Source organism: Micromonospora vinacea (assembly GCF_015751785.1).
GTDB classification, from domain to species: Bacteria; Actinomycetota; Actinomycetes; order Mycobacteriales; family Micromonosporaceae; genus Micromonospora; species Micromonospora vinacea.
On the sequence record NZ_JADOTY010000001.1, the window covers coordinates 687386 to 708654 of the forward strand.

13 protein-coding genes and 1 pseudogene are annotated in these 21269 nt (G+C 70.5%); 6 read left to right on the forward strand and 8 right to left on the reverse strand.

The features are described 5' to 3' along the window. Window positions 1-98: 98 nt before the first annotated feature. The 3 genes from IW249_RS03385 (at window position 99) to IW249_RS03395 (ending at window position 2589) form a co-directional block, all read left to right on the forward strand. Complete coding sequence (locus IW249_RS03385) at window positions 99-1757, forward strand: sodium:solute symporter family protein (protein ID WP_196919454.1); 1659 nt, start codon at window positions 99-101, stop codon at window positions 1755-1757. Window positions 1758-1773: 16 nt separating this feature from the next. Further along, window positions 1774-2082 carry a hypothetical protein gene (locus IW249_RS03390; RefSeq protein WP_196919455.1) on the forward strand — a complete coding sequence of 103 codons (309 nt, stop codon included), beginning with the start codon at window positions 1774-1776 and terminating at the stop codon, window positions 2080-2082. Window positions 2083-2202: 120 nt separating this feature from the next. Then, on the forward strand, window positions 2203-2589 hold the full coding sequence (locus IW249_RS03395; protein ID WP_196919456.1) for a hypothetical protein: 387 nt from the start codon (window positions 2203-2205) through the stop codon (window positions 2587-2589). A gap of 126 nt (window positions 2590-2715) precedes the next feature. Here the strand turns inward: IW249_RS03395 and IW249_RS03400 are convergent, their stop codons facing one another. Next, the gene (locus IW249_RS03400; protein WP_196919457.1) at window positions 2716-4491 is read right to left on the reverse strand and encodes a glycoside hydrolase family 6 protein; all 1776 of its coding nucleotides are present in this window, start codon (window positions 4489-4491) and stop codon (window positions 2716-2718) included. Between the two features lie 600 nt (window positions 4492-5091). On the opposite strand from IW249_RS03400, the gene IW249_RS03405 reads away from it, so the two are divergent. Continuing rightward, window positions 5092-6375: a putative sodium/potassium/calcium exchanger gene (locus tag IW249_RS03405; protein ID WP_196919458.1), complete on the forward strand. Its 1284-nt coding sequence runs from the start codon at window positions 5092-5094 to the stop codon at window positions 6373-6375. A gap of 1 nt (window position 6376) precedes the next feature. After that, window positions 6377-7075: a class F sortase gene (locus IW249_RS03410; RefSeq protein WP_196919459.1), complete on the forward strand. Its 699-nt coding sequence runs from the start codon at window positions 6377-6379 to the stop codon at window positions 7073-7075. Between the two features lie 75 nt (window positions 7076-7150). Here the strand turns inward: IW249_RS03410 and IW249_RS03415 are convergent, their stop codons facing one another. Next, entirely contained in the window at window positions 7151-12232 is a 5082-nt protein-coding gene (locus IW249_RS03415) for an NAD-glutamate dehydrogenase (protein ID WP_196919460.1), read from the reverse strand. Between the two features lie 289 nt (window positions 12233-12521). Between IW249_RS03415 and IW249_RS03420 the strand changes: the two genes are divergently transcribed. After that, the gene (locus tag IW249_RS03420; protein WP_196919461.1) at window positions 12522-14486 is read left to right on the forward strand and encodes a penicillin-binding transpeptidase domain-containing protein; all 1965 of its coding nucleotides are present in this window, start codon (window positions 12522-12524) and stop codon (window positions 14484-14486) included. Between the two features lie 643 nt (window positions 14487-15129). On the opposite strand, the pseudogene IW249_RS03425 reads toward IW249_RS03420, so the two are convergent. From IW249_RS03425 to meaB, 6 genes and pseudogenes are all read right to left on the reverse strand, one after another. Next, window positions 15130-16125, reverse strand: a pseudogene (locus IW249_RS03425) (arginase family protein); the annotation flags it as partial. A 69-nt stretch (window positions 16126-16194) separates the two neighbouring features. Next, window positions 16195-17118, reverse strand: a complete 924-nt coding sequence (locus IW249_RS03430) for a tetratricopeptide repeat protein (RefSeq protein ID WP_196919463.1) — start codon at window positions 17116-17118, stop codon at window positions 16195-16197. A gap of 181 nt (window positions 17119-17299) precedes the next feature. After that, window positions 17300-18988, reverse strand: a complete 1689-nt coding sequence (gene icmA / locus IW249_RS03435; protein ID WP_196919464.1) for a coenzyme B12-dependent isobutyryl-CoA mutase large subunit — start codon at window positions 18986-18988, stop codon at window positions 17300-17302. Between the two features lie 139 nt (window positions 18989-19127). Then, on the reverse strand, window positions 19128-19541 hold the full coding sequence (locus tag IW249_RS03440; protein WP_196919465.1) for an Asp23/Gls24 family envelope stress response protein: 414 nt from the start codon (window positions 19539-19541) through the stop codon (window positions 19128-19130). Window positions 19542-19600: 59 nt separating this feature from the next. Next, window positions 19601-20020 carry an Asp23/Gls24 family envelope stress response protein gene (locus tag IW249_RS03445; protein ID WP_196919466.1) on the reverse strand — a complete coding sequence of 140 codons (420 nt, stop codon included), beginning with the start codon at window positions 20018-20020 and terminating at the stop codon, window positions 19601-19603. Window positions 20021-20236: 216 nt separating this feature from the next. After that, complete coding sequence (gene meaB / locus IW249_RS03450; protein ID WP_196919467.1) at window positions 20237-21238, reverse strand: methylmalonyl Co-A mutase-associated GTPase MeaB; 1002 nt, start codon at window positions 21236-21238, stop codon at window positions 20237-20239. Window positions 21239-21269: the final 31 nt, after the last annotated feature.

Genomic DNA, 21269 nt, shown 5'->3' on the forward strand with positions numbered 1-21269 from the left:
GGGGCCGGAAGACGGCGGTCCCGACCTCCGGGAGTGAAACCGCTCGGACGGGGTAATAGGGCGCGCGCACCAACCACCGCGGGACGAGGGGTGACGGGATGGACGGCGACGGTCTTCGGCTCAACATGAACGGCCTGGACTACCTGATCCTGGCGCTGTACTTCGTCACCGTCCTCGGGGTCGGCTTCGCCGCGCGCAGGGCGATCCGGACCAGCGTCGACTTCTTCCTCTCCGGCCGTTCCCTGCCGGCCTGGGTGACCGGTCTCGCCTTCGTCTCGGCCAACCTGGGCGCCTTGGAGATCATCGGGATGGCCGCGAACGGGGCCCAGTACGGCGTGATGACGGTCCACTACTACTGGATCGGCGCGGTCCCGGCGATGGTCTTCCTGGGCATCGTGATGATGCCCTTCTACTACGGCTCCAAGGTCCGCAGCGTGCCGGAGTACCTGCGGTTGCGGTTCAACCGCCCCACCCACCTGCTCAACGCGCTCAGCTTCGCCGTCGCCCAGGTGCTGATCGCCGGCGTGAACCTCTACGCGCTGGCCCTCGTCATGCAGGCGCTGCTCGGCTGGCCGCTCTGGACGGCGATCGTGGTCGGCGCGGCGATCGTGCTGGCGTACATCACCATCGGTGGCCTGTCCGGGGCGATCTACAACGAGGTGCTCCAGTTCTTCGTCATCCTGGCCGGCCTCATCCCGGTCACGGTGATCGGTCTGGTCAAGGTCGGCGGGTGGAACGGCCTGATGGACGCGGTCGGCGACACCAAGCTCGGCGAGGCGGGTCTGCACGCGTGGCAGGACACCGGCAGCACTGCCAACCCGCTGGGCGCGCACTGGATCGGCATCGTCTTCGGCCTCGGCTTCGTGCTGTCGTTCGGCTACTGGACGACGAACTTCGCCGAGGTGCAGCGGGCCCTCTCGGCGAAGAACATGAGCGCCGCCCGGCGTACGCCGATCATCGCCGCGTACCCGAAGCTGTTCATCCCCCTGGTCACCGTCATCCCCGGCCTGGTGGCCCTGGTCACTGTCAAGGGCCTCGGCGCGGAGAGCGGCGACCTGCAATACAACAACGCCATCCCGCTGCTGATGCGCGACCTGCTCCCCAACGGCGTGCTCGGGGTGGCGGTCACCGGCCTGCTCGCCTCGTTCATGGCCGGCATGGCGGCCAACGTGAGCGGCTTCAACACCGTCTTCACCTACGACATCTGGCAGGCGTACATCCGCCGGGACCGGTCCGACGAGTACTACCTGCGGGTCGGGCGGTGGGCGACGGTCGCCGCCGTGGTGATCGGGATCGGCACCGCGTTCATCGCGGCCGGGTTCAGCAACATCATGAACTACATCCAGGCTCTCTTCTCCGTCTTCAACGCGCCGCTGTTCGCCACCTTCATCATCGGCATGTTCTGGAAGCGGATGAGCGCCCTGGCCGGCTTCTGGTCGCTCCTGCTGGGCACCCTGGTGTCGCTGAGCCTCTACCTGCTCTACAAGGGCGGTGTGGTCGATTTCAACTCCGACCTGGAGGAGAGCTTCTGGGGTGCCGGTCTGGCCTTCGTCACGGCGGTGGTGGTCGCCGCGATCGTCACCCCGCTCACCTCGCCCAAGCGGGACGAGGAGCTTCGCGGGCTGGTGTACGGCATGGGCGGCGTCGACCTGAAGGGCGACGTGCTCGCCGGGGACGCCGTCTGGTACCGCTCCCCGGTGCTGCTCGGTCTGATCGCGGTCGCGCTGGCCGCCGTCTTCTACATCCCGGTCTTCTGAGGAAAGGGGTCGGCAGATGAGCAACGATGGCCAGCCGGCACAGGACCCGCTGATCGACGAGACGCAGGCGGAGCAGCGGCGGTCCGCCGCGGCCCGGCTGTTCGACATCCGCCGGGTGATCGGTGGCCTGTTCGTCGCGTACGGGATCATCGTGACGTTGATCGGCATCTTCGACAGCCGGGCCGAGATCGACAAGGCCGAAGGCGTACGGATCAACCTGTGGGCCGGGCTGGCGATGCTCGTGTTCGGTTTGCTCATGCTGCTCTGGCAGTGGTTGCGCCCAGCCGAAGCGCCGGACCCGAACGAGCAGCAGCCCGACGCCTGACCGCCCGACCGCACCTCGTGAGCACGGCCCGGCCTGACCGCCGGGCCGTGCGGCATGAGCGGAGCACGAAGGGGTACGTGGGGGAAATCAGGCACCGTGTCGGACACAGGAGGCAGCACCATGACCGATCGCGATCGCCAACCGCCGCTGGAGGACAGCCCCGAGGTGGCCTCGGCGGTGGACGATGACGCCACCGTGCCGCAGCTGCGGACCGGAGGCGGCCCCGACCGGGACACACCGGGCTTCGCCGAACCCCGCAGTCGACCGGACGACCTCGCACCGGACACCGACGAGCTGATCGGTGATCCGTACGCTGCCGGCACCGGGGCGACCGGGACGGGCACCGGCGCCGGTGGGGACAACATCCGCACCGGGGGCGAACAGCCCTGGGAGCCGGAGGACCTGGTGATGGCCCGTGGCCAGGACCTGACACCGGAGAACCTGGACAAGGCCCGCCGTGACCTGGCCGAGCAGGGCCGGGCGGCAATCGAACGCACGGTGCCCTGATCGGGGGCCCACAAGGGGGGGGTCCCCGGCCCGACCTGTGACGGTCGAGCCGGGGACCCGGGGGGAACCTGCTGCCAACAGTGCCTCACCAACCACTGGCAGCGGGTTGGTGCGTGAGCTACCCGATCAGAGCGCCGGGTAGGCGTTGCGCATGAGCTCCTGGAACTGGGCGGAGAACCAGGCACCGGAGATCGGCGCGTCCGGCAGCGCTCCGGACGGGTTGTTGCCGTTTCGGGCGTTGCCGCCGTACGTCGGGTCGCACATCCGGTCGAAGCCCTTGCCCTCGTTGTTCGGGATCTCCTTGCTGGAGCCGTCCGACTCACCCGGCGGCTTCACCCAGACGTAGGCGTCGATGCCCGTCGCCGGGGTGGCCCGGGGCCGCTCACCAAGACCGGCACCAGCCTGGTTGCACCAGTTGCCGAGGTGGGCCCGGCGGTCGATGCGGCCACCGTTGACGTACGTGTCGACGCTCGTCGTCGCGCCCGGACCGGTGGGCCGGGCGGAGCCGCCCCAGCCGTTACGGGAGGTGTCGATCAGCATGCCGATGTTGGAGTTGAAGCCGACCGAGACCAACTGGTTGCGGAACGCCTGGGCGAACGACAGCTCGTCGACGTAGAAGTTCCAGTCGACCCACTTGGACTGCCGCACCGACTGACCGTTGACGTTGTCGGTGACCTTGAAGTACGGCTCCTGCAGCGCCGAGTAGTTCGCGGTGTTGGTGATGAACCCGTGCACGTTGTTGACAGTGCTGCCGGAGGCGACCGCGGCGGTCTTCAGGATGTTGGAGGTCGGGACGAAGTTGGAGTCCCAGCCGAGCCAGCCGTGGTGGCCAGCGTCGATGTAGTTGTAGACGTTGCCGATCGCGCCCAGCTTGGCGAGGGCGTAGCCGACGCCGTTGACGTAGGCGCCGTTGGCCTTGACCGTGTCACACATGACAGTGCCGCCGGCCTGATCGGACGTGTTGGTGACCAGGTTCGGCAGGGAGTCGATCTCGATGATGTTGATGATCCGCAGGCTGCTGTACTTCGACTCGCCCTGGATCGCGGCGATCGGGTCGATGTACTGGGCCTTGTACTTCGGCAGCTCGTCCGGGCCCAGCTCACCGTTGGAGGCGAGCGCGGAGCAGTCCCGGCCGGGCAGGTTGTAGATCACGAACTGGATGTAGCCGGCGCCCTGGCGCAGCGCCTCGTCCAGGTGCTGCCGCACCCCGAAGGCCCCGTTGGAGCTGCTGTCCGGCGTACCGTTGATCGCGGCGATCCGGTCCAGCCAGACGGCGGTGGGGTTGTTGGAGATCCGGCTTCCGCCGGCCTCGGCGTCCGCCTTGGCCTTCCACTCCGGGTTCACGTAACCGCGCGCCCCGGCGTACGGGTTGTCGACCTTGGTGCCGGGCGGCGGCGTGGTGGGCGGCGGGTCGGTCGGCGGGGGCGTGGTCGGCGGCGGGTCGGTCGGCGGGGGCGTGGTCGGCGGGGTGGTGCCACCGTTGCAGACCACGCCGTTCAGCGTGAACGAGGTCGGCTTCGGGTTGCTGCCGCTCCACGCGCCGTTGAAGCCGATGCTCGTCGACGCGCCGGTGGCCAGGGTGCCGTTGTAGGACATGCTCCGGGCGGTGACCTGGCTGCCGGACTGGGTGAACGTGGCCGACCAGCCCTGCTGCACCCGCTGGCTGGAGTTGGGGAAGGTCCAGCCCAGCGTCCAGCCGTTCAGCGCGTCGCCGACGTTCTTGATGGTGACGCTCGCGGTGAAACCGCCGGGCCAGTCGTTGCTCGTGTACGCGATATCGCACTGCGTCGCGGCCTGCGCCGCGGTAACCGGAATCGTTACGAGCCCACCGGCGACCAGGGCACCCGCGCCGGCGAGCGCGAGGGCCCGGCGTGGGCCGGTTAGCCTTCTCCACACATTCATGCCACTGATCTCCTTGGGCGAGACCGGGCCCACGTACGGCCCGGCGGGACGGCCCGATGGGCGTCCTACACGGACGGCCGTCGGCGCCAACGGGATTCTTGGGGGGCGCCCGACCCGGACGGGCGATGGTGGTGGTGGTGCCCGACCGAGACGTCGGCCGGTCGATCGGCGGCGGGTGTGTCGCCCGGTGAACCGGGTGCCCTCGACTCCCTGCCTGCACGGTGTGGCTCTCTGAACCGCGTTCGCCGATTCTTGCATGGGAGCGCTTCCATGGCAATGGCTCGATGCGTTGCCGGAGCCGTTTCGGACGATACCCCCGAGCCCGCCCGACCGGCACGCGCCGCCCGGACCCGCCGCTACCGGATGAGCGAGGCAGGCCGGGAACTGTGGGCGCGGAACACCGTGCCGTACCCCAGAAGGTCCCGGGCCGCCCGAGATGACGCTCGGCGCGGCGAAAGCCGCGTAGCACCCCTTCACCTCTTACCTGGACCAAAGGTCAAAACGCGAATCTTTCACTTCATAAGTCATGAAACCGTCTAACGTCGGTCTTAGCTCGGTTGTCGCCGGGCTCAGGACAACAGGGATGGAGTGACGCAGGTCATGGCTAAGAAGATGCTCGGGAAGGTCGTTGCGGGCGCCGCGCTCGGCGGCGCGTCGCTCCTGGTGTTCGCACCGGGGATCGCGTTCGCCGACGGTCACGACGAAGGCAAGGTCTACGCCAAGCCGCACGTCGTGAAGGCTGGCGACGAGGTCAAGCTCCTCGAGATCTGCCCGGATCGGCAGGAGCACGCGTACGTGTGGTCCAAGGTCACCGGCAAGGTCAAGCTCAAGCCGGCACATGAGGACCGGGGTGAGGACCGCGAGTGGCGCGAGGAGGAGAACTCCTCCGACCACGACAAGGGCAAGGACGAGAACGGCAAGGACCACGAGGGCAAGGACGAGAACGGCAAGGACGAGCACGGCAAGGACGACAAGGGCAAGGACCACGAAGGCAAGGACGAGAACGGCAAGGACGAGCACGGCAAGGACGACAACGGCAAGGACGAGAACGGCAAGGACGAGAACGGCAAGGGCGGCCAGGGTGGCGGCGCTGCCGCTGACGCCTACGGCGACGAGGACAGCAAGGACTGGAAGGGTGAGGAGCACGGCCAGGACGCCGAAGAAGGCCGTGACAAGAAGGACTGGGAGTCCAAGGACGAGCACGGCTCGGACAACGGCTCGGACAAGGGCTGGGAGTCCAAGGACGAGCACGGCTCCGAGTACGGCTCGGACAACGGCTCCGACAAGGGCTGGGAGTCCAAGGACGAGCACGGCTCCGAGTACGGCTCGGACAACGGCTCCGACAAGGGCTGGGAGTCCAAGGACGAGCACGGCTCCGAGTACGGCTCGGACAACGGCTCCGACAAGGGCTGGGAGTCCAAGGACGAGCACGGCTCCGAGTACGGCTCGGACAACGGCTCCGACAAGGGCTGGGAGTCCAAGGACGAGCACGGCTCCGAGTACGGCTCGGACAACGGCTCCGACAAGGGCTGGGAGTCCAAGGACGAGCACGGCTCCGAGTACGGCTCGGACGAGCGTGGCGGTTACGGCAAGGACGAGCGCGGCTCGGACGAGCGTGGCCGGGACGAGGAGCGCGAGTTCGTCTACTACGGCGAGGCCAAGGTCGACAAGGACGCCAAGCCGGGTCGCTACGAGCTCAAGGGCTCCTGCGGCGAGGGCGAGCTGGTCGTGCTGCCGCACGGCGGTGTCGACGGTGGTGACGGCGGCGTCAGCACCGGCACCGACCGGGGTCTGGCCACCGGCGGGGCGGGCCTGCTCGGCGCTGCCGCGCTCGGCGGGATCGTGCTGATGCGTCGTCGGCGGACCGATGGTTCGCTCGTCTGACGTGACGACGACACCGGCCGGCGGCCGCCACGGGAAACCGTGGCGTGCCGCCGGCACGGCCGTCGTCGTCACCCTGGCCATGATCGGCGCCGGCATGATCGGCGCCTCCCTGAAGACCACGCCTACTCCCCGGCCGCCGCAGCCGCTGGCCCAGGCCGGCCCCGAGGTCACCCCGCCGGCGGGCACCGCCGACGATGCTCCAGCGGTCGACGGGCAGCCGGCCGGTCAGGCGGCGGCCGGCTTGGCCCGTTCGGCACCGACCAGCATCGAGATCCCCCGGATCGGTGTCGACGCGACGATCATGTCGTTGGGCACCAACCCGGACGGCACCGTCCAGGTCCCTCCGCTGGACAAGGCCGACCAGGCCGGTTGGTACGAGCCCGGTGCGAGCCCGGGCGAGACGGGTAACGCGGTCATCGTCGGGCACGTGGACTCGGCGGTGCTCGGCCCGGCCGTCTTCTTCGACCTCGGCGCTCTCACCCCCGGCGACACCGTCACCGTGCGCCGCGCCGACGGAGTGCCGGCCACCTTCACTGTCGACTCGGTGAAGTCGTACCCGAAGACTGCCTTCCCCACCGAGTTGGTCTACGGACCGAGCGACCGACCCAGCCTGCGGGTGGTCACCTGCGGCGGTCAGTTCGACGAGGCCGCGAAGAGCTACCCGGACAACATCGTCGTCTTCGCCACCCTGGCGGCCTGATCGGCGACTAACGAAACGGTCCGGCCGGTCGGGGTCACCCCCGACCGGCCGGACCGCGTCCGGCGTATACCTGAATCAGGCGGCTGCCGAGGTCCGCACCAGGGTGCGGATCTGACGCAGCAGCACCGACAGTGCGGCGAGATCCGCCCGCGACTCGTCGAACTCCCCCATCGCCCGTCGGGCGCGGTGGATGGAGGTGGCGTTCGACTGCTCCCACTGCTGCACCCGCTCGTGCGGCGGCAGGTCGCCCGGGGTGGAGTCGAGTACCTCCGCGGTGAGCGCGGCCAGCGCGGCGTACAGGTCGTACCGCAGCGCCATCCGGGCCAGCGTCTGCCAGCGGTCCTCCCGCGGCAGCAGGGAGATCTTCGACAGCAGCGAGTCCACCCGGAACAGGTCGGACAGCACGAAGTAGACCGAGGCCACCTCGCTGACGTCCCGCCCGCTGGCGTTCGCCGTCTCCACCACGTCCATCAGGCCGAAGCTGTACATCAGCCGGGTCGCCCGCTCCGCCAGCTCGCGGGGCAGCCCACGCTCGGTCATCGAGTCCATGTGCGCGGCGATGCCCTGGCGCTCGTTGCCGTAGAACAGCTCCTCAAGACCCGGCAGCAGTCGGGTGACCCCGTCACGCAGCCGGGCGATCTCGGCCGGCACGTCGATCGGCGAGCGCCGGTTGGAGACCAGCCACCGCACCGCCCGGTCGAGCAGCCGGCGGGTGTCCAGGTAGACGCTGGTCTGCAGCTCCGGCGCCACCTTGTTGTCCAACGCCTCGATCGCGTCCCACAGGTCGCGCAGGCCGAACACCTCGCTGACCACCACGTATGCCCGGATCACGTCGGCCGCGCTGGCCGCCGTCTCCTCGACCACCCGGAAGATGAACGAGATGCCACCCCGGTTGATCGCCTCGTTGACCAGCACTGTGGTGACGATGTCCCGGCGCAGGCGGTGCCGGCCCATCCGGTCGGCGAACCGCTCGCGCATCGGCGTCGGGAAGTAGTTGACCAGTACGTCGGTCGTCCACTCCTCGTCTGCCAACCCCTCGGTGAGGATCTCCCGCTCCAGGACGATCTTCACGTACGCGAGCAGCACCGCGAACTCCGGCGCGGTCAGGCCGGACTCGCTGCGGACCGCCAGTTCCTCGTCCGGCGGCAGCGCCTCCAACGCCCGGTCCAACCCGCCCGACCGCTCCAGCTCGTTGATCATCCGGCGGTGAACCGGGAGCAGCGATGCGGCCTGGGCCTGGGCGTTGTTGATCGCCCGAGCCTGGTCGTAGTTGTCCCGCAGCACCAGCTCCGCGACCTCGTCGGTCATCCCGGCCAGCAGCTCGTCGCGGTCGGCCATGGTCAGCTCACCGTCGGCCACCGCCGTGTTGAGCAGGATCTTGATGTTCACCTCGTGGTCGGAGGTGTCCACCCCGGCCGCGTTGTCGATGAAGTCCGTGTAGATCCGGCCACCGGTCAACGCGTACTCGATCCGGCCGAGCTGGGTCCAACCCAGGTTGCCACCCTCGCCCGCCACCCGGCAGCGCAGGCTGCGCCCGTCGACCCGGATCGCGTCGTTGGACTTGTCGCCCACCTCGGCGTTGGTCTGGGTGGAGGCCTTGACGTAGGTGCCGATGCCGCCGTTCCAGAACAGGTCCACCGGGGCGGTGACGATCGCCTTCATCAGGTCCTGCGGCGACAGTTGCGTGACGTCGTCGTCCAGGCCGATCGCCGCCCGGACCTGCGGGGTGATCGGAATGGACTTCGCGGTACGCGGGAAGATGCCGCCACCTGCCGAGATCAGCTCCGGGTTGTAGTCCTCCCAGGAGGAACGGGGCAGGTCGAACAGCCGTCGACGCTCCGCGTACGAGGTGGCGGCGTCCGGCTCCGGGTCGAGGAAGATGTGCCGGTGATCGAAGGCGGCCACCAGCCGGATGTGCTCGGAGAGCAGCATCCCGTTGCCGAAGACGTCGCCGGACATGTCACCGACGCCGACCACAGTGAAGTCCTGGGTCTGGGTGTCCAGGCCCAACTCCCGGAAGTGGCGCTTGACCGACTCCCAGGCGCCCCGGGCGGTGATGCCCATCTTCTTGTGGTCGTAGCCGGCGGATCCGCCGGACGCGAACGCGTCACCCATCCAGAAGTTGTGCGCCTTGGAGATCTCGTTGGCGATGTCGGAGAACGTCGCAGTGCCCTTGTCGGCCGCCACCACCAGGTACGGGTCGTCGCCGTCGTGCCGGACCACGTCCTCGGGCGGCACGATCTGCCCGCTGACGATGTTGTCGGTGACGTCCAGCATCGCGCCGACGAACTCCTGGTAGCAGGCGACCGCCTCGTCCCGGTCACCCGGCTTCTGCTTCAACACGAAGCCGCCCTTGGCGCCGACCGGCACGATCACGGTGTTCTTCACCATCTGCGCCTTGACCAGGCCCAGCACCTCGGTACGGAAGTCCTCCCGACGGTCGGACCAGCGCAACCCGCCCCGGGCCACCGGCCCGAACCGCAGGTGCACACCCTCGAACCGGGGCGAGTAGACGAAGATCTCGAACTTCGGTCGCGGCGCCGGCAGGTCCGGAATGGCCTGCGGGTCGAGCTTGAACGCCACGTACGCCTTCGGTCGCCCGTCGGCGCGCTTCTGGTAGAAGCTGGTCCGCAGGGTGGCCTCGATCAGCGTCAGGTACGAGCGCAGGATCCGATCCTGGTCGAGGCTCGCCACGTCGTCCAGCGCGCCCCGGATCGTCTCCACCAGCTCACCGCTGCGCTGCTGCCGCTGCTCGGTGCTCGACTCGCCCGGCGCGAACCGGGTCTCGAACAGCTCCACCAGCAACGCGGCGAGCTTCGGGTACGCGATGAAGGTCTGCTCCATGTAGTCCTGTGAGAAGACCGTGCCGGCCTGCCGCAGGTACTTCGCGTACGCCCGCAGCACCACCACCTGCCGCCAGGTCAGCCCGCCGCGCAGCACCAGCTCGTTGAACCGGTCCACCTCGGCCTCACCGCGCCAGGCCGCCGCGAAGGCGTTCTCCACGTGCGGGCGCACCTCGGCCAGCTCGTGATGCCCCTCGGGCAGCATGAGGCCGAAGTCGTACAGGTAGACCCGACCGTCGATCCGGTCCACCTCGTACGGGTGCTCGTCGACCACCCGTACGCCGAGCGAGTGCAGCACCGGCAGCACGGCGGAGAGCATCATCGGCTCGCCGTACCGGTAGACCTTGAACCGGACGTCCATCGCCTCGGCCAGGTCCGCACCCGGCACCCGGGTGCCCGGCCGGGGCGCCAACTGCTTGCGGAACAGGTGCATCTCCAGCTGGCCGGGCTCCTCCAGCAGCTCCAGCTTCGCCAGGTCCTTCATCGCCTCGTACGGCGTGTGCCCGTCCTTGTAGCCCTCCGGGAACGCGTCGGCGTACCGGGTGAACAGGTGCTTGGCCTGCTCGTCGCCGAGCTTGCGCTCCAGCACCAACCGGTAGTCGTCGTCCCAGAGCCGGGTGGCGTCGGCCAACTCCTCGGCCAGCAGGTCGGCGTCGATGTCGCCGGGCGGTCGGGTCGGGTCGGTACGGACGATGAAGTGCACCCGAGCCAGCATCGACTCGGTGACCCGGGTGGTGTAGTCCACCCCGACGCCGTTCAGCTCCCGCAGCAGGATGTCCTGCATGCGCAGCCGGTTCTGCGTGGTGAACCGGTCCCGGGGCAGGTAGATCAGGCAGGAGATGAACCGCCCGTACGCGTCCCGACGCAGGAACACCCGCAGCTGCCGGCGACCGGCCATCCGCAGCACACCGACCACCGCGTGGTACAGGTCGTCGGTCTTGATCTGGAACAGCTCGTCGCGCGGGTAGGTCTCCAGGATCTGGATCAGATCCTTGCCCGAGTGGCTGCGCTGGCTCAGGCCGGAGCGGTCCAGCACCTCGGCCACCTTGCGGCGTACCACAGGCAGCTCACGGACGCTGGTCCGGTAGGCGGCCGTCGAGAACAGGCCCAGGAAGCGCCGCTCACCGATCACGTCACCATCGGCGTTGAAGATCTTGAAGCCGATGTAGTCCAGGTACGCCGAGCGGTGCACTGTGGCACGGGAGTTGGCCTTGGTGATGATGAGCAGGCGCTTCTCCAGCACCTTCTCGTGCGCCTCGGGCGTCATCGAGGCCAGCGACCGGGCGTCCGGCGAGTCGGAGCGCAGGATGCCCAGACCGGTGCCGAGCACCGCCTCCAACGCCTTGCCGTCGACCGGGTCGGCGGCGTCGCCGCCGCCGGCGTCCACCAACCGGTACTCGCGGTAACCGAGGAAGGTGAAGTGGTCCTGGGCGAGCCACCGCAGCAGCTCCACCGAGTCGGTGATGTCCTTTTCCGGCACCGGTGGGCGGTTGTCGGAGGTACGGGCCGAGGCCAGCTCGTCGGCGAGCTCGAGGGCACGCTGACGCATCTTCGGCCAGTCCTCCACCGCCTCCCGCACGTCGGTGAGGACCCGCTGCAACTCGCGGCGCAACCGGTCCCGCTCGGCCGCGTCCCGGACCGGGTCGATCTCGATCCGCATCCAGCTCTCGATGATGTCGCCGGCGATCGCGTCGTCCGGCTCCACGTCGGCGGAGACCTCGGTGAGCCGGCCCAGCGGCTCCCGCCGCACCACCACCAGCGGGTGCACCAGCAGGTGCACGTCGAGGTGGTACGAGTTGAGCAGCGCCGTCACCGAGTCGACCAGGAACGGCATGTCGTCAGTGACGATCTCGACGACTGTGTGGTGCTGGTCCGCGTGCGGTTCGTGGATCCGCAGCTTCAACTCGCCCGGCACCCGCTGCTGGGCGAGATCCCGGTGCGCCCGGGCCGCGTCGAGCATCTCCTCCGCCGTGAAGCCGACCAGCTCCTCGTCCGGGGCGAACCGCCAGAAACGGCCGACAAGTGTCGCCGCGTCGTGGTCGTCCCCCGCGAGCGCGACGGCCTGGGCCACCAGGCGCTCCGCGTTGGGGACGGGTTCGTCGAGCTCGGCGTCCTCCACGTCGTCGGCCAGCGCCTCGGCTGGCAGACCCAGATCGTAGATGGTGTCGATGCTCGACCCGGTCAGCCCGGTGACTCCCGTGTCGAGCCGGCCGTAGCCGTCCCCGTCGGTCGCCGAATCGAAGCTGTCATCGTCCCGGCCGGAGTCATCCTGCCGGAGGTCGGGTTCCGGTTTGATCGCCGGACGCCGGTCCATCGGTGCCACTCCCCTCGACCCACCGCGTTGTGGGTCACTCTGCCGCCCAGCCTAGGCCCTGCCGTTGTGCGCCTTCGTCGGCGGACCACTGGCCAGACGTCCGGATCGGGACTTTGTCCTTTCACCCGTTGCGGGTCCGAGGTTGGCCGGCTGCGGGATACCCCGCCACGCGATGTTCATCACACGGGCGGGGCCCGTCTTTGAGCGCGGCCGAGCACCTGGGGGACGTTGGGGACGCTGTTCGCGTACTACCGTGCGAGGGCAGTCCGAGATCGGAAGGACCAGCTTCATGCCCTTGTCGTACCCTCGGCCCCACCGGCCGAACCCCGCCCGCCGCCTGGCCGCCGCCGTCACCACGGCGCTGCTCACGGCGGGCATCCTGGTCGGTTGCTCGGGTGACGACGGGCCGCAGCGCACCGTCGACGCCTTCCTGGCGGGCTGGCGCAGCGGTGACCTCCAGGCGGTCGGAGTGATCGACCCGCTCGGCTCGAAACTGCCGTCGGCCGACGTGTCGCGCGAGATCAAGGAACTCTCCGGTGAGTTGGCGGCCACACCGCCCACGCTGACGCGACGCGGCGAGCCGAAGATCACCAAGGACATCGCGACCACGACCGTCCAGGTGGAGTGGACCCTGCCTGGTCAGACCCGCTGGGCGTACGACCGGGAGGTGCGGCTCGCCCACGGCGACGACGACCAGTGGCAGGTGATCTGGGAGCCGAAGGTGGTGCAAGAGCAGCTCGCCAAGGGCGACCGGTTGGCGCTGCGCCGCGACGCTGGCGCCCGCGCCGGGGTGCTGGACAACGCCGGGAAGCCGATCGTGACCCCGCGCCCGGTCGTCCGGGTAGGGGTGCAGCCCAACGGTGTCGCCGACATCAAGGAGCTCGTCAAGGACCTCGACGCGGCGTTCAAGGCCATCCGCCCGGCGCTGGTCCCGGGCGTCGACCTGGCCGACCTGCCCGAGCGGGTGGCCAAGGCCGAGCCGGGCGCCTTCGTCGAGGTGGTGTCGCTCCGCGAGGAGGCGTACCGGCAGATCAAGCCCCGGATCTACGACCTGCCCGGCACCAAGTTCGTCTCCGACAAGATCGACCTGGCGCCCACCCGCGAGTTCGCCCGTGCGCTGCTCGGCACTGTCGACCCGGCGCAGGCCGACGACCTCGCCGCACACCCCGACCGGTACGTCGTCGGCGACCTGGTCGGGCACGGTGGGCTACAGGGCCGTTACGACGAACGACTGCGCGGCGGCCCCGGGCTGACCGTGGTGGTCGAGCGTCCGGCCGAGGGCGGCAAACTCGAACCCACCGGCGCCGAGTTGTTCCGTCGGGAGCCGCAGCCCGGGCAGGCGCTGAAGACCACGCTGGACGTCGCCGTCCAGAACGCGGCCGACGGGGCACTCCGCGCCGAGTCGCACCGCTCCGCCCTGGTGGCGCTCCGGATCAGCGACGGCGCTGTGCTCGCCGCGGCGAACGGCCCCGGCCCGGCCGGGGAGAATCTTGCCTTCGACGCCCAGGTGCCTCCGGGCTCCACCTTCAAGATGGTCAGCACGCTGGGCCTGCTGGACCGGGGCGCGGTCACCCTGGACGGTCCGGTGAACTGCCCGAAGACCTTCACTGTGGACGGCCGGTCCTTCAAGAACTCGGACAATTTCGAGCTCGGTTCGGTGCCGTTCCGCACCGACTTCGCCAAGTCCTGCAACACGGCGTTCGCCGCGCTGGCCCCGAAGCTCGGCGGCGACGGGCTGGCCGCCGCCGGCCGCACGCTGGGCCTGGAGGGTCAATGGGACCTCGGCACTGACGCCTTCACCGGCAAGGTCTCGACGGGCGGCAGCCCGGCCGAGCAGGCCGCCGCGTCGTTCGGGCAGGGCACCACGCTGGTCAGCCCGCTCGCCATGGCCGGTGCCACCGCCGCCGTCGCCCGTGGCCGCTTCGAGCAGCCGAAGCTGCTGATCGACCCGGCGCCGGCCAAGCCGGCCCCGGCCGGCGAGCAACTGAAGCCGGCCTCCGTCACGGCGCTGCGCACGATGATGCGCGAGGTGGTCACCGCCGGCACCGGCAGCGCGCTCAAGGATGTGCCGGGCGAGGTGTACGGCAAGACCGGCACCGCCGAGTACGACAACAACCCGGCCCACACCCACGCCTGGTTCGTCGGCTGGCGGGGCGACGTGGCGTTCGCCGTCTTCGTGGAGAAGGGCGGGGCCAGCACCGCCTCGGCCGTCCCGATCGCCGAGCGCTTCCTCCGCGCCCTCCCGGTCGGCTGACCCCACCACCCCGGGGCCCCACCGGGCGTCCGGCCATTGCCCGGGTCAACGCCCGGCGCCTGGCCTTGATCCACTCGGTTTCGCTGGAAGTGCGGTGTCCGAGCCACTCGGACACCCCGGGTTCACGGAAACCGAGTCGATCAAGGCCAGGGGGCCGAGGGCCGGGTCAGGCGGTGTCGGCTTGGTGCCTCTCGGGCGGGTCCTGGGTCGACGGGGCGGTGCGTCGGAGGAGACCTGGGCCGGCCGACGCCGGCGGGCCGACCGGTTCGCGCTCGACCAGGGGCGAAACAGTGCCCGCGACGCCGGATGGCTCGGAGTGGGCCCGTCCGTCCGTGCCGGGTGACTCCCCCTCGGCCGGGACGTCGTACGGCATCGCGCTCACCGACGAGCCGACGCCGGGGACACCGACACCGGCAGGCCCGACATCGGCAGACCCGCGCCCAGCAGGCCCGAGCGCAGCAGGCCCGCCATCGGCGGGGTCGATGCCACCGGGGTCGATGCCAGCGGGGTCGATGCCAACCGGGAATTCAAGCCGCGAAACCCGCCCAGCGCGGTCGATTCCGTCAAGCCCAGCCAGCGCGTCGAGCCGCTCAGCCCGGTCGGGACGCTCAGCCCGGTCGGGACGCTCAACCCGGTCGGAGCGGTCGGTGGCGGTCGTGGCCCGGCCGTTGCCGCGCCGCGGGGAGGGTGTCGGCCGGGCCGACAGCAGTCGCGGCGGCACGGCTTCCGGGGCGGTCACCGGTGCAAGACCGGCGACCACCGTGTTGACGATCTCGGCCGCGTACGAGCCGTCCGGGTCGTAGTCGGGGTCGAAGACGGTCAACTCGACGCCGAGGCAGTGCGGGGTGTCGACCAGGCCGGCGAGCAGGATCTCCAGCTCGGCGAAGGCGATTCCGCCCGGATCGGGGGCGTCCACGGCGGGCATCACCGCCGGGTCGAGCACGTCCACGTCGATGTGCACCCAGTAGCCCGCGCAGTCGGCGAGTTGCTCGTGCGCCCACTGGGCCGTCCGGGCGGCGCCCTCGGCGCGCAGCGCCGGCACCGGCCGGGTGGTGATCCCGGCGGCCTGGAGGTCGAGCCGGTACTCGTCCTGGGCGCGGATGCCGAGCACCACCACGTCGATGTCGCGGAAGTAGGGCCGGCGGCCCTCCAGCGCGGCCAGGTCGGCCTGCCCTCGCCCGGTGACCAGGGCCAGGTCCTCACCGGCGGCCGCGCCCACGTAGGAGGCGTTGCCGGGGTGCCGGAAGTCGGAGTGCCCGTCGACGAAGACCAGCCCGATCCGCCCGCCGACGGCCTCGCCGAGGCGGTGCATGGCCAGGGCCGAGCCGAGCAGCACGGAGCAGTCGCCGCCCAGCACCACAGGGAACTCGCCCCGGTCGATGATCGAGCCGATGCGCTCGGCGAGGGCCAGCGAGTAGTCGGCGATCTCCCGGGCGTGGCACACCCCGTCGCCGGGCCGCCAGTCGCCGGGGTCGTACCGGGCAGGGGTGACGCAGCCGGCGTCGCGGGCGCGGAGCCGGGCCAGCAGGTCGTGGTCGCGCAGCGCCCCGGGCGCCTTTGCGCAACCCGGGACCGACGTGGGCGTCGGCGGCCGTAGACCGAGATTTGTCGGCGCGTCGAGGACGGCGATCCGGCGCATCGTGAGCTCCCGTCCTCGGTGGTCGGGCGGGCCGGCCGGAACGCCGGCCCGCGCTGGCGTGCTACGAACTCAGAACAGGGCGCTGGCCAGGGCCCGACGCGCCGAGGCGACCGCCGGATCGTCCGGGCCGGCGATGGAGAAGAGCGAGACCAGGTGTTGGCGAACCGTCTCACGGTCCTCACCGGCGGTGCGCCGGACCAGACCGACGAGCCGCGCGTACGCCTGCTCGGCCAGGCCGCTGAGCACCTCGATGTCGGCGGCCAGCAGTTGCGCGGCGACGTCGTCGGGGGCGCTTTCGGCGGCGGCCAGCGCGGCGGACGGGTCGGCGCCGGCCACCCGGCGGGCCACCCCGACCTGGGCCAGCCCGGCCGTGGCCGCGGCGTCCGCCGGGGCGTCGGCGAGGATCTTCCGGTACGCCTGCTCGGCGGCATCCAGGTCGCCGCTCATCAGCGCGTCGTCCGCCTCGTCGAGGCGGGGGTCCTCCGGCTCGGCGACTGTCACGCCGCCGGCCTTGAGCACGGCCTGGAGCCACTGCCGCAGCTGCGCCTCGGGCACCACTCCGGAGAAGGCGTCGACCGGCTGGCCGCCGACGACCGCGTAGACCATGGGGATGCCCTGCACCCGGAACATCTGGGCGATTCGGGGGTTTTCCTGCACGTCGACCCGGGCCAGCACCCAGGTGCCGCCGCCCTCGGCGTTCAGCCGCTCCAGGACCGGGGCGAACTCGTCGCTCTCCGGGAAGCCGGCCGCGCCGAAGAACACGACGACGGGCGTGGCCATCGAGCGTTCGAGCACGTCGGACTGGATGGTCGCCTCGGTGACGTCCACGATGGCGGTGTCACCGCCGGCGGTGGGCGCGCCGGGGGCGCCGTTGGACGGGCCGCCCTGCGGGGGCGTGCCGGGGCGGGAACTTGCTGGTGCGGGGCCACGCAGCGTGCTGAGGTCGACCGCGCCGCGGGTGAAGATCGACGAGGTGATCCGTGGGTCGCTCATGGTTACCTAGTCTCGCACGTGAGCCCCCGATCTCAGCTCACCCGCAACCCCGACGTTGCAACTCTCACGCCCCGCCCCCACCCCCGCGATCTTGCATATTCTGTCGCCGGTACGCCGCATTCATGCCTTATGTCGGCGCACAAACCGCAAGATCGACGGGGGTGGGTGTGACGGCAGGGGGTTAGAAGCGGGCTGGTTCTCGGTAGGTGCCCCACTCGGCCCGGAGGGCGTCGCAGATCTCGCCCAGGGTCGCCTCGGCGCGGACCGCGTCGAGCATGGCGGGGATCATGTTCTCGTCGGTACGGCTCGCCTCGATCATCCGGGCCACCGCCGCGCGGACCGCCGACTCGTCCCGCGCGCCCTTGCGCTCGGCGAGCACCCGGCGCTGCTCCAGCTCCACCTCGTGCGAGATGCGCAGGATCTCCAGCTCCTTGGCGACAGTGCCGGTGTGGCAGTTGACGCCGACGATCTTCTTGTCGCCCTTCTCGAGGGCCTGCTGGTAGACGAAGGCCGACTCGGCGATGTGCCCGGTGAACCAGCCGTCCTCGATACCGCGCAGGATGCCCGAGGTCATCGGGCCGATCTGGTGTGGCCCGTCCCCGCCGAGCTGCCGGATCCGGGCGAAGATCTCCTCCGCCTCGGCCTCGATCTTGTCGGTCAGCGCCTCGACGTACCAGGAGCCGCCGAGCGGGTCGGCCACGTTGACCACACCGGTCTCCTCCATCAGCACCTGCTGGGTACGCAGGGCGATCTCGGCCGACTCGTCGGTGGGCAGCGCCAGGGTCTCGTCCAGCGCGTTGGTGTGCAGCGAGTTGGTGCCGCCGAGCACCGCAGCGAGAGCCTCGACGGCGGTGCGTACGACGTTGTTGACCGGCTGCTGCGCGGTCAGCGACACCCCGGCGGTCTGCGTGTGGAACCGCAGCCACAGGGCCTTCTCGCTGGTCGCCCCGTAGACGTCGCGCAGCCAACGGGCCCAGATCCGGCGGGCGGCACGGAACTTGGCGATCTCCTCGAAGAAGTCGAGGTGCGAGTCGAAGAAGAAGCTCAGCCCCGGCGCGAAGACGTTCACGTCCAGCCCGCGTGAGAGGCCCAGCTCGACGTAGCCGAAGCCGTCCGCCAGGGTGTACGCCAGCTCCTGCGCCGCGGTCGAGCCGGCCTCCCGGATGTGGTAGCCGGAGACCGACAGCGGCTTGTAGCGCGGGATCTCCCGGGCGCAGTACTCCATCAGGTCGCCGATCAGGCGCAGGTGCGGCTCCGGGTCGAAGAGCCACTCCTTCTGCGCGATGTACTCCTTGAAGATGTCGGTCTGCAGGGTGCCGTCCAGCTTGGACAGGTCGGCGCCCTGCCGCTCGGCGGCGACCAGGTACATGCAGAACACCGGCACGGCCGGGCCGGAGATGGTCATCGAGGTGGTCACGCCGGCCAGGTCGATGCCGTCGAAGAGCGCCTGCATGTCGGTGGCGGTGTCGATGGCCACGCCGCAGTGGCCGACCTCGCCGAGCGCCTGTGGGTCGTCCGAGTCGCGGCCCATCAGCGTCGGCATGTCGAACGCCACCGAGAGCCCGCCGCCGCCGGCGCCGAGGATCATCTTGTAACGCTCGTTGGTCTGCTGGGCGTTGCCGAAGCCGGCGAACTGCCGGATCGTCCAGGTCCGCCCGCGGTAGCCGGTCGGATACAAACCCCGGGTGTACGGATACTCGCCCGGCCAGCCGATCCGTTCGAAGCCCGGATAGGTGGCGCCCTCCGGCGGCCCGTAGACGGGCTCCACCGGCATTCCGGAAAGCGTGGTGAAGTCCGCGTCCCGCTTGCGCGCGGCGTCGTACCGGGCCTGCCAGCGCGCCCGTCCGGCGTCGATCTCGTCGGCGTCCATGAGCAGGGCTCCTCCTCGGGTCCTCGACTGCACGTCGAGTGTAAGGCCCTCACCTGAACGATCGCTAAGTCACGCCCTACCCATGAGTAACAGCAGGCACGGCGTCGCGGGAGGTGGCGCAGAGCGCGCCGCATACCTCTCAGGCGGGAGGCGTGGCGGGGGTTTCGCCGAACGCCATGTCGTCGACCCGGATGTTGACCTCATCGACCCGCAGCCCGAACGCCTCGACCGCCTCGCTCACTCGAGCGCGCACCTGACCGGTGACCTCTGACACCTGCCGACCGGCCTGGATCACCAACACCAGGTTGACCACTGCGGCGTCCTCGGTGACGTGGGCCGAGCAACCCCGCCGGGCGTCACCCACCTGGTCCAGCCCGACTCGGTCGAGAACCGCGTTGAAGAACCGGGCGACGTCCCCGCCCAGGTCGGCCACGCCGGGCACCGCGCGGGCCGCCGCGACAGCAATCTTCTCGATCACCTCGTCGGCGACCTGCGTCGTCCCACCAGCCGGCACCGACGCCCTGGTCAGCCTCTGTGTTGCTTCCAGGTCCACAGTCGCTCCCTGCTCCTCGCACCGCCGCGTAAGCCGTCAGGTTGTTGGCCAGCTGCGCCTCAGGCTCCGGCTGCCGCCCCCGGCTGGTTCAGCTCGATGTCGTCCACCGTGACGTTGACCTGGGTGACAGTCAGGCCGTACTTCTCCACCGCCTCGATCACCGCGGCCCGCACCGCCTCGGTCACGTCGGCCACGACGTGCCCGGCGTCGATCACCAGGACCACGTTGACGACGGCCGAGCTGCCCTTCACGTCGGCAGAGACTCCCCGGCGGGCGTCGCCCACCTCGTCCAGGCCGATCTTGTCCAGGACGCTGTTGAAGAAGCGGGACACGTCACCGCCGAGATCGGCGACACCGGGCACCGCGCGAGCGGCCGCTCCGGCGATCTTCTCCACGACCTCGTCGGAAACCGACGTGACACCCCGGGCGGCACCCGCCGCGGGCTGCACTGCGCCGGCGTTCTCCACCGCGTCCGTCATGATCACATCTCCCCTGGTCCCGGTGCACTGTGGACCGACCGGCTCGTCAGCCCGTTTCGCGGCAGCTGGCTGCCGGCCACGCGCCGCGAGCCTACTAAAACCAGAGCGACCTTCGCTTGTGGGCGGGAGGCGCGCTCCGATCGGCCGCACGAAAGACGTCGGACCGCGCCGATCCGGCACGTCCAGGGTGGACGCGCCGGCCAGCGGGGCGTCGGGTCAGCGGGAGAGCTGGGCGAGCAGTTCGTCCGCCGCCGTGTACGGGTCGGTCGCACCCTCGGCAACCTTGGTGGCGAGCGTCGCCAACTCCGTACCGTCGCGCAGTGAGCCGATCCGGGCGCGGAGGATGCCGAGCGCGATCGCCTCGACCTCGGCGGCGGCCCGCGCCTCCTGGCGGCGGCGCAGCTCGCCGTGCTCGACCAGCCAGCCCCGGTGCTTGTCGATGGCGGCGGCGATGTCGTCGATGCCCTCGCCTCGCGCGGCTACCGACCGGACCACCTGCGGCCGCCACTGCCCCGGCCCACGCTCACCGAGAGCGATCATGCCCTGGATGTCGCGGACTGTGGCGTCGACGCCGTCCCGGTCCGCCTTGTTGACCACGAACACGTCGGCGATCTCCAGGATGCCGGCCTTGACCGCCTGGATGGCGTCGCCCATCCCGGGCGCGAGCAGCACCAGCGTCGTGTCGGCCAGCGAGGCGACCTCCACCTCGGCCTGCCCGACGCCGACGGTCTCCACCAGCACCACGTCGCAGCCGGCGCCCTCCAGCACCCGGACCGCCTGCGGCGTCGCCGCGGCCAGCCCGCCGAGGTGCCCCCGGCTGGACATCGACCGGATGTAGACGCCCGGGTCGGTGGCGTGGTCCTGCATCCGCACCCGGTCGCCGAGGATCGCTCCGCCGGTGAACGGGCTGGACGGGTCGACAGCCAGCACGCCCACCCGGTGCCCACGCGCCCGCAGCGCGCGGACCAGCTCGTTGGTGGTGGTCGACTTACCCACCCCGGGTGAGCCGGTCAGCCCGACCACCTGGGCCTGCCCGGCGTACGGCGCCAGCGCCGCGGCGATCGCCGGCAACAACGCGTCACCGTTCTCCACCAACGTGATCAGGCGGGCCACCGCGCGCGGGTCGCCCGCGCGGGCCCGCTCGACCAGCAGCGGTACGTCCCGGCTGCGGCGCACCGACGTGGTGCCCGCTGCCGGGACGTGCTCAGCCTCGCTCACTGCGTCATCCCCGTTCGCGACCGCGGGGCAC